The sequence below is a fragment of the Microvirga aerilata genome (assembly GCF_016743775.1).
Classification (GTDB): domain Bacteria; phylum Pseudomonadota; class Alphaproteobacteria; order Rhizobiales; family Beijerinckiaceae; genus Microvirga; species Microvirga aerilata.
In genome coordinates, this window is record NZ_JAEQMY010000014.1 from 103,183 (window position 1) to 116,590 (window position 13,408).

At 63.8% G+C, this 13,408-nt stretch carries 12 protein-coding genes; 2 read left to right on the top strand and 10 right to left on the bottom strand.

Translation table 11 applies throughout. The annotated features are described in order from the left end of the window. Nucleotides 1-3 precede the first annotated feature (3 nt). Nucleotides 4-1,041: an ABC transporter substrate-binding protein gene (locus tag JKG68_RS12240; protein ID WP_246515368.1), complete on the bottom strand. Its 1,038-nt coding sequence runs from the start codon at nt 1,039-1,041 to the stop codon at nt 4-6. 299 nt (nt 1,042-1,340) lie between these two features. Here JKG68_RS12240 and JKG68_RS12245 point away from each other — a divergent pair, with 299 nt between their 5' ends. Continuing rightward, on the top strand, nt 1,341-2,348 hold the full coding sequence (locus tag JKG68_RS12245) for a TerC family protein (RefSeq protein ID WP_202059719.1): 1,008 nt from the start codon (nt 1,341-1,343) through the stop codon (nt 2,346-2,348). 111 nt (nt 2,349-2,459) lie between these two features. On the opposite strand, the gene JKG68_RS12250 is transcribed toward JKG68_RS12245, so the two are convergent. Further along, the gene (locus JKG68_RS12250; protein ID WP_202059721.1) at nt 2,460-2,921 is read right to left on the bottom strand and encodes an Lrp/AsnC ligand binding domain-containing protein; all 462 of its coding nucleotides are present in this window, start codon (nt 2,919-2,921) and stop codon (nt 2,460-2,462) included. A gap of 112 nt (nt 2,922-3,033) precedes the next feature. Here JKG68_RS12250 and putA point away from each other — a divergent pair, with 112 nt between their 5' ends. Further along, complete coding sequence (putA, locus tag JKG68_RS12255) at nt 3,034-6,132, top strand: bifunctional proline dehydrogenase/L-glutamate gamma-semialdehyde dehydrogenase PutA (RefSeq protein WP_202059723.1); 3,099 nt, start codon at nt 3,034-3,036, stop codon at nt 6,130-6,132. A 169-nt stretch (nt 6,133-6,301) separates the two neighbouring features. Here the strand turns inward: putA and JKG68_RS12260 are convergent, their stop codons facing one another. The 8 genes from JKG68_RS12260 to JKG68_RS12295 all read right to left on the bottom strand — a co-directional run bounded on the left by JKG68_RS12260 (nt 6,302) and on the right by JKG68_RS12295 (nt 13,205). Next, nucleotides 6,302-6,835: a 2'-5' RNA ligase family protein gene (locus JKG68_RS12260; RefSeq protein ID WP_202059725.1), complete on the bottom strand. Its 534-nt coding sequence runs from the start codon at nt 6,833-6,835 to the stop codon at nt 6,302-6,304. A 37-nt stretch (nt 6,836-6,872) separates the two neighbouring features. Then, entirely contained in the window at nt 6,873-7,274 is a 402-nt protein-coding gene (locus JKG68_RS12265; RefSeq protein ID WP_202059727.1) for a F0F1 ATP synthase subunit epsilon, read from the bottom strand. 118 nt (nt 7,275-7,392) lie between these two features. Continuing rightward, nucleotides 7,393-8,835 carry a F0F1 ATP synthase subunit beta gene (atpD, locus tag JKG68_RS12270; RefSeq protein WP_202059729.1) on the bottom strand — a complete coding sequence of 481 codons (1,443 nt, stop codon included), beginning with the start codon at nt 8,833-8,835 and terminating at the stop codon, nt 7,393-7,395. Nucleotides 8,836-8,858: 23 nt separating this feature from the next. Then, nucleotides 8,859-9,731 carry a F0F1 ATP synthase subunit gamma gene (locus JKG68_RS12275; RefSeq protein WP_202059731.1) on the bottom strand — a complete coding sequence of 291 codons (873 nt, stop codon included), beginning with the start codon at nt 9,729-9,731 and terminating at the stop codon, nt 8,859-8,861. 54 nt (nt 9,732-9,785) lie between these two features. Next, nucleotides 9,786-11,315: a F0F1 ATP synthase subunit alpha gene (atpA, locus tag JKG68_RS12280; protein WP_202059733.1), complete on the bottom strand. Its 1,530-nt coding sequence runs from the start codon at nt 11,313-11,315 to the stop codon at nt 9,786-9,788. Continuing rightward, complete coding sequence (locus JKG68_RS12285) at nt 11,315-11,887, bottom strand: F0F1 ATP synthase subunit delta (protein ID WP_202059735.1); 573 nt, start codon at nt 11,885-11,887, stop codon at nt 11,315-11,317. The genes atpA and JKG68_RS12285 overlap by 1 nt, the downstream gene beginning before the upstream one ends. Before the next feature lie 209 nt (nt 11,888-12,096). Further along, nucleotides 12,097-12,657 (bottom strand): histidine phosphatase family protein, encoded by a 561-nt coding sequence (locus JKG68_RS12290; RefSeq protein WP_202059737.1) that lies wholly within the window; start codon nt 12,655-12,657, stop codon nt 12,097-12,099. A 47-nt stretch (nt 12,658-12,704) separates the two neighbouring features. After that, nucleotides 12,705-13,205: a hypothetical protein gene (locus JKG68_RS12295; protein ID WP_202059739.1), complete on the bottom strand. Its 501-nt coding sequence runs from the start codon at nt 13,203-13,205 to the stop codon at nt 12,705-12,707. Nucleotides 13,206-13,408 lie beyond the last annotated feature (203 nt).

Below are 13,408 nucleotides of genomic sequence, written 5' to 3' on the forward strand. Positions count from 1 at the left end.
GGATCAGTTCACCTTGCGCTGGTCGGCGGCCGGGAGGAACTCCTCCGTGAACACCGCCTCCAGAGTGGGCTTCGCCTTGTAGGTGAAGGTCAGGCCGATCTGGTCGAGAGCCCGGGCAAAGCGCTCCTTGTCGATGCCGCCGAAGCCGTTCTGCTTCACCCAGGGCGTGATCATGTTCTGGTCCAGCACCATCCTGAGGCGCTCCAGCTCCACGTCCTTCTTGGCGACGTCGTTGCGCTTGATGACCGCGTCCACGGCGCTCGACGGGTCCTTCACGGTATCCTGCACGCCTTTCATGATGGCGCGCAGCAGGCCCTTCACGGCCTCCGGCTTTTCCTGCGCGAACTTCTGCGACACGATGATGGTGTTGCCGTAGAGATCGACCCCGTAATCGCTCATGAGCATCACCACGATGTCGTCGGCCGGGACGCCGCGGGACTTCAGGTTGATGTAGGACGACATGGAGAAGCCGAAGACCGCATCGACCTCGCCTTGCGCCAGCATCGGCTCACGGACCGGAAAGCCCACATTCTCGAACTTCATGCCGGCATCGTCGATCTTGTTCACGGCCTTGAAGATCGGCCATTGCGCATAAGCCCCGTCGGCGGCCGGTGCGCCGATGGTTCTCCCCTTCAGGCTCGACACCTCCTTGGTGACGCCCCGGCTCTTGCGGCCGATGATGGCAAAGGGCGGCCGGTCGTAGATCACCATCACGGCCTTGATTTCGGTGCCGGGGTTCTCGTCCCGGAAGCGCACGAGGGAGTTCACGTCGCCGAAGCCCACGTCATAGGTGCCGGACGCCACCCGGGAGATCGGCTCGCGGGAGCCTGCGGCCGGATCGATCGTAACGTCGAGCCCTTCCGCCTTGAAGTAGCCCTTGTCGAGGGCAACCGCGAAGGGGGCGGCTGGCCCTTCCCAGCGCCAGTCCAGGGAAAACCGCACCGGCGTCTGGGCCTGGGCGGCAGCGGATCCGAGAAGCACGGCAGCACCCGCCAGCATCCCCTTGATCCACCGCACCTTCGTCGAACGATCCGCAAACATCACCGTCACCTCTGTTTTTATGCTCCGGAGCCTCGTGGCACTCTTTCTGCCGTCTGCCCTGTTCTCGACCATGCAAGCAGATCGGTGCGGCGGGTCAAGTCTCTTGCCCGGGCATCCCTGCCATCTCAGCCGGCATTTGACGCAAAATTGAGCAGAAATTCTCAACGGGAAGACTCTTGACGGGGCTGAGAGCTCTCCCCACGTTGATTCCCATCGGCGACCGGGCCCCTCTGGCAGGACGCATAAGCGACTGCGATGTCGGAGCCGATGCTTGAACATAAGCAATCAAAGGTCCGGTTATGCCAGAATTCCTTCTCATGGAATGGCTGGGAAAGCCCGTCTGGATGTGGACGGCTTTCTTGAGCCTTGTCGTTTTTCTCCTCGCTTTCGATCTCGGTGTCCTGAACAGGAAGGACAAAGAACTCGGCGTGAAGGAGAGCCTTCTCCTGTCTGCCTTCTACATCGGCATCGCAGTTCTCTTCGGTGCCTATATCTGGTGGTCGTTCGAGACCGGCCTCCTGGTGACCCAGGACGGCAGCCACGCGGGGATTTCCTACTTCACGGGCTTCTTCATCGAGAAGTCCCTGTCCATCGACAATGTTTTCGTGATCTCGCTGATCTTCAGCTATTTCGCGATCCCTCGACGCTTCCAGTACCGTGCTCTCGTCTGGGGCATTATCGGCGTCATCGTTCTGCGCGGCATCATGATCGCTCTGGGTGCGGCTTTGGTGCAGGAATATGCCTGGATGCTCTACATCTTCGGCGCGTTCCTCATCGCGACCGGCATCAAGATGCTGATCGTGCCCGAGAGCGATCCCGACATCGAGAAGAACCCGCTCGTCCGCTTCCTGCGCAAACACATGCGGGTGACGCATCAGCTTCACGACCAGCACTTCTTCGTGCGAGAGCCCGATCCCAAGACAGGCAAACTCGTCTCCTGGGCGACGCCCCTCTTTCTGGCACTCGTGGTGATTAACGTCGCCGATCTGATCTTTGCAGTGGACTCGGTGCCGGCCATCTTCGCCATCACCACGGATACCTTCGTGGTCTACACGGCCAACATCATGGCGATCCTGGGCTTAAGGGCGCTCTACTTCGCCTTGGCCGCCATGGTGCACAGGTTCCATTACCTGAAGTACGCCCTGGCGCTGGTGCTCGTGTTCATCGGCGGCAAGATCTTCTGGAACCAGCTCGTGGGCAAGCTCGATCCCACCATCTCGCTGGGCGTGACTCTCGCCCTGATCGCAGGCGGCGTGGTCTTCTCCCTGTGGAAGACGAGGGATGAGCAGCAGGCTGTTTCCGGCTAACGATCCCTCCCCTTGATCACCGGCTCATGCCGGTGATCTCACTTTGAAGAGCGCATCGCTTCTCATGATCGGCATGGCCGGGACGAGCCCGGCCATGCCCCGGTGAGGAGATTACACCGGCAGCATCCCGTCGCTCTTGACCTCCTCCATCACCGCATAGGTGCGCGTCTCCTTCACGCCCGGCAGAGCCAGAAGGGTCTCGCCGAGGAAGCGGCGGTAGGCGGCCATGTCGGCCACCCGGGTCTTCACCAGATAATCGAATCCGCCCGCCACCATGTGGCACTCGAGAACCTCAGGCGCCCGCTTCACGGCCTCGGCAAATTTCTCGAAAACGTCCGGCGTGGTCTTGTCGAGGGAGACCTCCACGAACACCAGGAGCTCGAGGCCGAGCCGGTGCGGATCGAGCCGGGCGCCGAACCCGGCGATATAGCCCTCCCGCTGCAGGCGTTTGACCCGGTCGCCCGTCGATGTGGGCGACAGGCCGATCTTTTCGGCCAGTTCCACGGTGGCGATGCGGCCATCGCTCTGGAGGTTCTTGAGGATCTTGCGATCGATCTTGTCCAAATCCGTCATTATCGGGGTTCTGATGCTGCTTCACCGGATATCCTAAGCCCGTCACGCCAATAATGCCATCGAAACGCGGCTCGTTCTTTCATATATTCGAGGAAACCCCAGAGGATTCCCGATGCACCCTGCCCCAAGCCATCCTATGCCCTTCAACCCTCCCTATGCGGAAGACGACAAGGCCATGGCGTCCCGTCTGCTGGCCGGTTCGCGGCTGACGCCGGAGCGGGAGAAACGGGTGGACGAGCAGGCGACCCGCCTGATCGAGGCCATCCGCGCCAAGGGCGGCGGGCTCGGCGGCGTGGAGGAGATGCTGCGCGAATACGCGCTTTCCACCAAGGAGGGCCTTGCCCTCATGGTGCTGGCCGAAGCCCTGCTGCGGGTGCCGGATGCTGCCACCGCCGACTGGCTCATCGAGGACAAGCTGGGACAGGCCGACTTCGCCAGCCATGAGTCGAAGTCGGACGCCTTCCTGGTCTCCGCATCGGCCTGGGCGCTCGGGATCACGGCACGGGTCATCCAGCCGGGCGAGACCCCGGAAGGCATCCTGCGCCAGGTAACCAAGCGCCTCGGCCTTCCGGCCGTGCGCACGGCCACCCGGCAGGCCATGCGGGTGATGGGCAATCACTTCGTGCTCGGCCAGACCATCGAGGATGCCTTGAAGCGTGCGGGTTCCGCCAAGGGCCGGGTCTACCGCTATTCCTTCGACATGCTGGGCGAAGGCGCCCGCACGGCCGACGACGCCCGCCGCTATTTCGAATCCTATGCCTCCGCCATCGACGCCATCGGCCGCTCGGCCGGCAATGAGCCGCTGCCGAATCGCCCCGGCATTTCGGTGAAGCTCTCCGCGCTCCATCCGCGCTACGAGGCCACGAGCCGCGAGCGGGTCATGCGCGAGCTGGTGCCCCTCGTGATCGAGCTGGCGCAAAAGGCAAAATCCTACGACCTCAACTTCACCGTCGACGCGGAGGAAGCCGACCGCCTCGAACTTTCCCTCGAGGTGATCGACGCCGTGCTCGCCGATCCGTCGCTTGCCGACTGGAAAGGCTTCGGGCTTGCCATCCAGGCCTATCAGAAGCGCGCCGGCTCGGTGATCGACGCCATCGCCGCAATGGCCGAGCGCTACGACCGGCAGCTGATGGTGCGCCTCGTGAAGGGCGCCTATTGGGACACGGAGGTCAAGCGCGCCCAGGAGCGCGGCCTCGACGATTATCCGGTCTTCACCCGCAAGGCGATGACGGACCTGCATTATGTCGCCTGCGCCGAGAAGATGCTCAGCTTACGTCCGCGCATCTACCCGCAATTTGCCACCCACAATGCGCTCACCGTCGCGTCGATCATCGAGCGCGCCGGCGGCACGGAGGGTTACGAGTTCCAGCGCCTGCACGGCATGGGCGAGGCGCTCTACGCCCGCCTGATCGAGGACAAGCCGGGGCTGGCCTGCCGCGCCTATGCGCCGGTGGGCGGCCACCGCGATCTCCTGGCCTATCTCGTGCGGCGCCTGCTGGAAAACGGCGCGAACTCCTCCTTCGTTTCCGTGGCGGCCGATCCGAACGTTCCGGTCGAGGCGCTCCTGAAGCGGCCGGCCGACATCATCGTGTCCGCCGACAAGGCGCGCCATCCCAAGCTCCCCCTGCCGCGGGATCTCTACGGGCCGGAGCGGCCCAATTCCAAGGGCGTGGAATTCGGCCATCAGGCCACGCTCGATGGACTTCTTGCCGAAATCAAACGGAGCGCGCAGCAGCGCTACAAGGCGGAGGTGCTGATCGACGGCAAGCCCGCGTCCGGCGAGACCCGCCCTGTCGTCAGCCCCATCGACGGCACGACCGTCGCAGGCTCCGTCACCGAGGCTTCGCCCGAGGTTGCCGACCATGCCATGGCGGCAGCCCGCGCAGGCTTTGGGGCCTGGAGCCGAACGGACGCGGACACGCGCGCCAAGGCGCTGGAGCGCGCAGCCGGTCTGCTGGAGGAGCGACGCGGCGCGCTGCTGCACCTGCTGCAAATCGAAGCCGGCAAGACCTTGGACGATGCCTTGTCGGAGGTGCGCGAGGCGGTCGATTTCCTGCGCTATTACGCCGTGCAGGGTCGTGGTCTCTTTGACAACGGCGACCTCATGCCGGGCCCCACGGGTGAAAGCAACGTGCTGCGCCTGCGTGGCCGCGGCGTGTTCGTGGCGATCTCGCCCTGGAACTTCCCGCTGGCCATCTTCCTCGGCCAGGTGAGCGCTGCGCTCATGGCCGGCAACGCGGTCGTGGCGAAGCCTGCCGAGCAGACGCCACTAATCGCCGATCTTGCGGTGCGCATCCTGCATGAAGGCGGTGTGCCGAAGACGGCCCTTCACCTCGTGCCGGGCGACGGGCGCGTCGGCGCGCGGCTCGTGGAGCACAAGGACGTGGCGGGCGTGGTCTTCACCGGCTCGACCGAGGTGGCCCGCATCATCAACCGGACGCTCGCGAACAAGGATGCGGCCATCGTGCCGCTGATCGCCGAGACCGGCGGCATCAACGCCATGATCGTGGACGCCACGGCTCTGCCCGAACAGGTCGCCGACGATGTGGTGACCTCCGCTTTCCGCTCGGCCGGCCAGCGCTGCTCGGCTCTTCGCCTGCTCTGCGTGCAGGAGGACGTGGCCGACCGCATGATCGAGATGATCGCCGGCAATGCCCAGGAGCTGAAGCTTGCCGATCCGCGCGAGATTGCGGCCCATGTGGGCCCGGTGATCGACCGGGAGGCCAAAGACAAGCTCGACGCGCACATCCAGGCGATGAAGCGCCAGGCCAAAGTGCACTATGCGGGTGAGGCGCCCACCACGGGCACCTATGTTGCGCCGCACATCTTCGAGCTGAACAAGCCGCACGATCTGGCCCAGGAAGTCTTCGGCCCCGTCCTGCACGTGGTGCGCTACAGGGCCGACCGGCTGGAGGAGGTGCTGCGGGCGATCGAGGGCACTGGATATGGCCTGACGCTCGGCGTGCATTCCCGCATCGATTCCACCGTCGAGCGGATCGTGGAGAGCTTGTCGGTGGGCAACGTCTATGTGAACCGCAACATGATCGGCGCGGTGGTGGGCGTGCAGCCCTTCGGCGGCCATGGCCTGTCCGGCACGGGCCCGAAGGCAGGCGGGCCGCACTACCTCCTGCGCTTTGCCACCGAGCAGACCGTGACGATCAACACGGCGGCGGCCGGCGGCAATGCTAATCTTATCGCTATGGGGGAGTAGGCGGGCGGAGCTCTCTCCCCGTTCGAGCGGAGCACGTAGTAGGCCGTGCATGTCATTCCCCTTGCCAAGGGCCGTGAATGACACTCCCCTCGTCATCATCGGCCTTGTGCCGGTGCTTCTGATCGAAGGCGTTGCGGCCTCATGTTCGTTATGGCCGCAACAGGCCCTGCTATGACTTAGCGGGTTGGATTTCGTCTGCGAAAAGGGAGCTGCTCACCTTCTCCCATGGCCCGCCGCGATACCACCACAGGTCCAGCCCGATGGCTGTAGCCTGGAAAGGTTGGAAGCCTTCCGTCAGTTCCTCCAGCAAGGCCCTGGCCTGGGTAGGATCAGCCTTGTTCTGCACCGTCACGTGGGGTTGATGCTTCTGCCGGTCCTGAGGCTTGAGCCAGTCATTCCATAGCTGCGCAAGATGACGGCGCAGCCCGCTGAGTTCTGGTGATGCAAGGTTGTAGGCAACGCCTCGCCCGAGGGAGCGCAGGCTCACGACCTCCAGAGGAAAAGGCTTCTGGCGTGAGGCGCTGGCTGCGATGTCACGCTGGATTTCAATGAGATGTTCGCCCGGCAGATGATGGAACAGCGTTAGATGCGCCGGGATGAAGTTCCGCTCCGGCGGAAAGTAGCGTTTCCTCTGCTCGTTGAAAAACGCGAAGGAACGCTCGTCGAATCGGAGCGTGAGAATGAGCGGCGCTATCTGGTCCATAAATGAAAAACCCGGCTCGGGGCCGGGTTGTTTCACATCAGAAGTTCAAGGCCGCCTTGGCTTCGCGCAGTTGCGCGACGGCTGACTCCGCCGCATGCTTCGCGGCCGGCTCGTTGGTGGCGTCATAGGCCATCTCGGCCTGGAGGATCTCGCGGTCGAGAATATCCTGCGTCAGTTCCTCGGCCGGGAGAGCACGCTCGGCCAGGACCGTGAGGCCGTTCTGGTTCACGTCGGCAAAACCGCCGCGCACCAGGATCCGCCGACCATTGCCGGGGTTGCTGGTGATGACGAGAAAGCCGGTCTTGAGGGCCGTCATGGTGGGCGCGTGGCCTGCCAGGATGGTCATGTCGCCTTCCGTGGCGGGCAGGACCACCGCATCGACGGCGCCCGAGAACAGCACCCGCTCGGGAGAGACGAGTTCGAAGGTGAAGGTAGCCATTGGAGCTCCTCGTCATCCCGGTCGCCGCAGCAGGGCGGCTGGGAGTCGTTTGGGAGATACGCTCGACAGAAGTTCCGGAGCATGGACGCCCATGCTCCGGGACCCTTGTTGATCTTGATTAAGCCGCTTCGGCCGCGAGGCGCTGGGCCTTCTCGATCGCTTCCTCGATGCTGCCGACCATGTAGAAGGCTGCTTCGGGCAGGTGGTCGTACTGGCCTTCCACGAGACCCTTGAAGCCCTTGATGGTATCCTCAAGAGCCACGAGTTTGCCGGGCGAGCCGGTGAAGACTTCGGCCACGAAGAAGGGCTGCGACAGGAAGCGCTCGATCTTGCGGGCGCGGGCCACGGTCAGCTTGTCCTCTTCCGAGAGCTCGTCCATGCCCAGGATCGCGATGATGTCCTGAAGCGACTTGTATCGCTGCAGGATCTGCTGGACGGAACGGGCCACATTGTAGTGCTCCTCGCCGAGGATGGCGGCCGAGAGCATGCGCGAGGTCGAGTCGAGCGGGTCCACCGCCGGGTAGATGCCCTTCTCGGCGATCGAGCGCGACAGAACGGTCGTGGCGTCGAGGTGGGCGAAGGAAGCGGCCGGAGCAGGGTCGGTGAGATCGTCGGCGGGCACGTAGATCGCCTGCACCGAGGTGATCGATCCCTTGTTGGTGGTGGTGATGCGCTCCTGCAGCATGCCCATGTCGGTGGAGAGCGTCGGCTGGTATCCCACCGCGGAAGGAATACGGCCGAGAAGCGCCGACACCTCGGAGCCCGCCTGCGTGAAGCGGAAGATGTTGTCGACGAAGAACAGCACGTCCTGTCCCTGGTCGCGGAAGTTCTCGGCGACCGTCAGGCCGGTGAGCGCAACGCGGGCGCGGGCGCCCGGGGGCTCGTTCATCTGGCCGTACACGAGGGCGCACTTGGAGCCTTCGCCGCCGCCATGCTTGTTCACGCCCGATTCGATCATCTCGTGATAGAGGTCGTTGCCCTCGCGGGTGCGCTCGCCGACGCCGGCGAACACGGAGTAACCGCCGTGCGCCTTCGCAACGTTGTTGATGAGCTCCATGATGAGCACGGTCTTGCCGACGCCTGCACCGCCGAAGAGACCGATCTTGCCGCCCTTTGCGTAAGGAGCCAGCAGGTCCACGACCTTGATGCCCGTCACGAGAATCTGGGCCTCGGTGGCCTGCTCGGCGTAGGTCGGTGCTGCCTGGTGGATGGCGCGGATGCCTTCCGACGGGATCGGTCCGGCTTCGTCCACCGGCTCGCCGATGACGTTCATGATGCGGCCGAGCGTACCGGGGCCGACCGGCACAGAGATCGGCGCGCCGGTATCGGTGACCGGCTGACCGCGCACGAGGCCTTCGGATGTGTCCATGGCGATGCAGCGCACGGTGCTCTCGCCGAGCTGCTGGGCCACTTCGAGCACCAGGCGGTTGCCGCCGTTGGTTGTCTCGAGGGCATTGAGGATCTCCGGCAGGTGGCCTTCGAACTGCACGTCGACGACGGCGCCGATAACCTGCGTGATGTGACCGGTCGCAGTGCGCGGGGTAGTGGCGGTATTGGCCATAGGTGGCTCCTCTCGGATGCTTGTCAGAGCGCCTCGGCGCCCGAAATGATTTCGATCAGTTCCTTGGTGATCATCGCCTGACGGGACCGGTTGTAGGTCATCGTCTGCTTCTTGATCATCTCGCCCGCGTTACGGGTCGCATTGTCCATGGCGCTCATGCGGGCGCCCTGTTCGGAGGCGGCGTTCTCCAGCAGCGCGCGGAAGATCTGCACGGTGAGATTACGCGGCAGGAGCGTGGTGAGGATCTCGCCTTCCTCGGGCTCGTAGTCGTAAACCGCATCGGACGAGCCGGTGCTGGCTTCGATCTGGGCCGGGATGATCTGCTGCGCCGTCGGGATCTGGGCGATCACCGAGCGGAAGCGCGAGTAGAACAGGGTCGCCACGTCGAATTCGCCCGCCTCGAAGCGAGCGAGCACTTTCTGGGCGATCATGTCGCCCTGCTCGAAGCTGAGCTGGCGCACGGAGCGCAGATCGATGAGTTCGATGATCTGCTCGGCGAACTGGCGGCGAAGGACATCGTAGCCCTTCTTGCCCACGCAGATGATCTTGACGGTCTTGCCCTCGGCCATGAGCCTGTTGGCATGGTCGCGGGCAAGCCGCGCGATGGACGAGTTGAACGCACCGCACAGGCCACGCTCGGCAGTGCAGACGATCAGCAGGTGTACGCGGTCCGATCCGGTGCCGGCCAGGAGACGGGGCGTCTCGGGCCCGACAGTGATGCCGGACGCGAGATTGCCGAGCACCACGGACATGCGCTCCGCATAAGGACGCGCGGCCTCCGCCGCGGTCTGCGCGCGGCGCAGCTTCGCGGCGGCCACCATCTGCATGGCCTTGGTGATCTTCTGCGTCGCCTTGACAGAGGCGATGCGGTTACGAAGGTCTTTTAAGCTCGGCATCGAGCGGCCCTACCCTCTCCGGAAATCCGGCTGGATCTTTAACAGTACGCAGTCTTACGAGAACGACTTGGCGAAGTTCTGGACGACGTCCTTCAGCTTCGCTTCCGTGTCGCTCGCAAGGTCCTTGGAGGCGCGGATGGCGCCCAGGATGTCGGCGTGCTTGCCGCGCAGGAGCGAGAGCAGCCCGTCCTCGAACGCCCGCACCCGGTTGAGGGGCAGGTTGTCGAGGTAGCCGTTCACGCCGGCATAGATCACGGCAACCTGCTCTTCCATCTTCAGCGGCGAGAACTGCGGCTGCTTCAGGAGCTCGGTGAGACGTGAGCCACGGTTCAGGAGGCGCTGGGTCGTGGCATCGAGATCGGAGCCGAACTGGGCGAAGGCCGCCATCTCGCGATACTGCGCCAGCTCGCCCTTGATCTTGCCCGCGACCTTCTTCATCGCCTTCGTCTGGGCCGAGGAACCCACGCGAGACACGGAGAGGCCGACGTTCACGGCCGGACGAATGCCCTGGTAGAACAGGTCCGTCTCGAGGAAGATCTGACCGTCGGTGATCGAGATCACATTGGTCGGGATGTAGGCCGACACGTCGTTGGCCTGCGTCTCGATGACCGGCAGAGCGGTGAGCGAACCCGCGCCCTGGCTGTCGTTGAGCTTCGCGGCGCGCTCGAGCAGACGCGAATGCAGGTAGAACACGTCGCCCGGGTAAGCCTCGCGGCCCGGCGGACGGCGCAGCAGCAGCGACATCTGGCGGTAGGCGACGGCCTGCTTGGACAGATCGTCGTAAGTGATCACGGCATGCATGCCGTTGTCGCGGAAGTACTCGCCCATGGCGCAGCCGGCAAACGGCGCCAGGAACTGCATCGGAGCGGGATCCGAGGCGGTCGCAGCGACGATGATGGAGTATTCCAGCGCGCCGTTCTCTTCCAGAACCTTCACGAACTGCGCAACCGTGGAGCGCTTCTGGCCCACCGCGACGTAGACGCAGTAGAGCTTCTGGCTCTCGTCGTCGCCCTGGTTCAGGGGCTTCTGGTTGAGGATCGTGTCGAGGATGATCGCGGTCTTGCCGGTCTGGCGGTCGCCGATGATCAGCTCGCGCTGGCCGCGGCCGACCGGGATGAGGGCGTCGATGGACTTGAGGCCCGTCGCCATCGGCTCGTGCACGGACTTGCGCGGGATGATGCCCGGCGCCTTCACGTCCACGCGGCGGCGCTCGGTGGCCACGATCGGGCCCTTGCCGTCGATGGGATTGCCGAGCGCGTCGACGACGCGGCCGAGCAGGCCCTTGCCGACCGGCACGTCCACGATGGAGCCGGTCCGCTTCACGGTCTGGCCTTCGGCGATCTCACGGTCGGAGCCGAACACCACGACGCCGACATTGTCGGTCTCGAGGTTGAGGGCCATGCCCTGCACGCCCGACTCGAATTGCACCATCTCGCCGGCCTGGACATTGTCGAGGCCGTAGCAACGGGCAATGCCGTCGCCGACGGACAGCACCTGACCGACTTCGGTGACTTCAGCCTCGGTGCCGAAGTTCTTGATCTGCTCTTTGAGGATCGCGGAGATCTCAGCGGCTCGAATGTCCATTATCGGACCTCTTTCATCGCTAGACGAATGGAATTGAGTTTGGTGCGCACCGAGGCATCCACCATGCGGGAGCCCATCTTCACGATGAGACCGCCGATGAGGCTCGGGTCGATTTTGACGTCGACGGAGACGTCAGCCTTAGCGACGTCGCGCAGCGCCGCCTTGATTTCGTTCATTACGGTGTCGGAAGGCGTTTCCGCCAGGGTCACCTGCGCCCGGACGATGCCCTTCGCATCAGACACGAGGTTCTGATAGGCGCGGATCATGTCGGGCAAGGCGAAGAGCCGGCGCTTGGATGCCACGAGGCGGATGAAATTGCCCGCAAGGCCCGAAAGGTCCGCCTTGTCGAGAATCGCACCGATCGCGTTCGACTGCTCCTCGGCCGTGAAAATGGGGTTGCGGATCAGGCGCTGCAAGTCCTCGCTGCCCCGGATCATCTGATCGAAGCGATCGAGATCGCCGGCAACGGCGTCCACGGCATTCGCTTCCCGAGCGAGCTCGAACAGCGCCGAAGCATAGCGCAACGCTACGCCCGACAGGAGGGGTCCTTCATGCGAACCGCTTTGCGCCACGTAACCGTCTCTCTCGTGTCTTAACGGGCCTCGGACCGGGAGAGCCTTCGAAGGCTCTCGGGAAACCCGTGAGGTGTGGAAATGAGCCTGGGACGAAAGCCTTCTCCGCCCGTCAGGCGAGGGTGCACTAGCATGGGTTTTTCCGAGGCGCAAGGCGAGCAAGCCCCTGCTTGGCCAGGAAAAACGGGCAAGCTGGTTAAGGCGACGGCTCAGAGCTCCAAGGCGGCGACCTCGCAGTTGTTCAGGAAGCGGCCGACGAGCCTGCTGAAGAAGGTGCCGTGCCCCACGACCGCAATCATGGTCTCGGGCCGCTCGGCCAGCCAAGCCCGGAACCGGTCGACCCGCTCCTCGAACACGTGGGCCGGCTCGTAGACGAAGCCCCGCTCGTTCACCTCGCCCTCGTTGTGCCACCAGACCTCTTCGAGATGGCCGAAATGCAGGTGGGGGAAGTCCTGAGCCAGGTGGGAGACGGCACGGCCCACGTCGCAGCTGCTCTCCAGGTGCTCGCGATGGAGGCATTCCACGAGGATCGCAGGCGAGGCGGGATGGTCCCCGAACAGCCCCATGGTGGTCTGGATCGCCCGGGTCAGCGGCGAGGTCACGACCAGCTCATAGGGGTGCTGGCGCAATTCCGGGGCGCGCTCGGCGACCTGCTGTCGGCCGAGTTCCGTCAGGGGCGCATCGATATGCCCCGGGTCCTCCCCGTGCTCGGCCCAGTGGGCATTGAAGGTGGATTGGCCGTGGCGGATGCAATGGACGATTTTGGGCATGGGGCCTTTTGGACCGGCCTGACGTGGTTCGCAAGGGGTGACGGACGCTACCGTTTGTCGAACGGAGGCTGAGACTGATCCTTTTCAGATCCCGCGAACGTCTCCTTCAGACGGCAGCCATATGAGGTGAGATCCGCCCTCACGATCTCGACCCGAAATTCCTGGCTTTCCAACACATAGCCTAGGGAGCCCTTGGGAAATCGTGCGCCCTGCCGACCGATGCTGCTCAAATTCTCGTCAGATGTCCCCACGGAGATCGGGCCATGAGGCGTATTCAGTTGCCGCACATTCGCGGCAGACTGGTCCTCAGGGTTGAGTTTGCCCATGCGCAGACTGACGCTGTAATCACATATCAGATCGTGATTGAGACTGTTATTGCCAATCACGAGAAGCCTTCGACCCTCCGCTTTAGTAGAGATGGAAAAGCGCGCATCCTCGGAAGCGGTGGGCAAGATCGAGGGAAGCAGCAGCAGAGCAGCTAGAAGGAGAAGCAGAGCAGCCAGAAGGAGAACCGAGTAGCGAGCCGGGATCAGCAGAACAGAGGCCATTTTGCAACCTGGTAAAAACGCAGAAGTGGCAGGCCACGCCTGCCTTACTGTTACAACATGTTAATTCTGCTCAAGTTTCAGGACCCTGGTAGCTCTAATTGAGAATAAACTCTTACGATTACACCATCTCGATAAAACTTAGGTTCCAGACACGCCAAACCTCTTTGGAGGGCGGCTAAGCACCCCCAGCTGGATAGGAGCAT

Coding starts and splice junctions, on each gene's coding strand:
- JKG68_RS12240 (WP_246515368.1), bottom strand. CDS start 1,041: ATGTTTGCGGATCGTTCGACGAAGGTGCGGTGGATCAAGGGGATGCTG.
- JKG68_RS12250 (WP_202059721.1), bottom strand. CDS start 2,921: ATGACGGATTTGGACAAGATCGATCGCAAGATCCTCAAGAACCTCCAG.
- JKG68_RS12290 (WP_202059737.1), bottom strand. CDS start 12,657: ATGCCCAAAATCGTCCATTGCATCCGCCACGGCCAATCCACCTTCAAT.
- JKG68_RS12295 (WP_202059739.1), bottom strand. CDS start 13,205: ATGGCCTCTGTTCTGCTGATCCCGGCTCGCTACTCGGTTCTCCTTCTG.
- atpA (WP_202059733.1), bottom strand. CDS start 11,315: ATGGACATTCGAGCCGCTGAGATCTCCGCGATCCTCAAAGAGCAGATC.
- atpD (WP_202059729.1), bottom strand. CDS start 8,835: ATGGCCAATACCGCCACTACCCCGCGCACTGCGACCGGTCACATCACG.
- JKG68_RS12275 (WP_202059731.1), bottom strand. CDS start 9,731: ATGCCGAGCTTAAAAGACCTTCGTAACCGCATCGCCTCTGTCAAGGCG.
- JKG68_RS12265 (WP_202059727.1), bottom strand. CDS start 7,274: ATGGCTACCTTCACCTTCGAACTCGTCTCTCCCGAGCGGGTGCTGTTC.
- putA (WP_202059723.1), top strand. CDS start 3,034: ATGCACCCTGCCCCAAGCCATCCTATGCCCTTCAACCCTCCCTATGCG.
- JKG68_RS12245 (WP_202059719.1), top strand. CDS start 1,341: ATGCCAGAATTCCTTCTCATGGAATGGCTGGGAAAGCCCGTCTGGATG.
- JKG68_RS12260 (WP_202059725.1), bottom strand. CDS start 6,835: ATGGACCAGATAGCGCCGCTCATTCTCACGCTCCGATTCGACGAGCGT.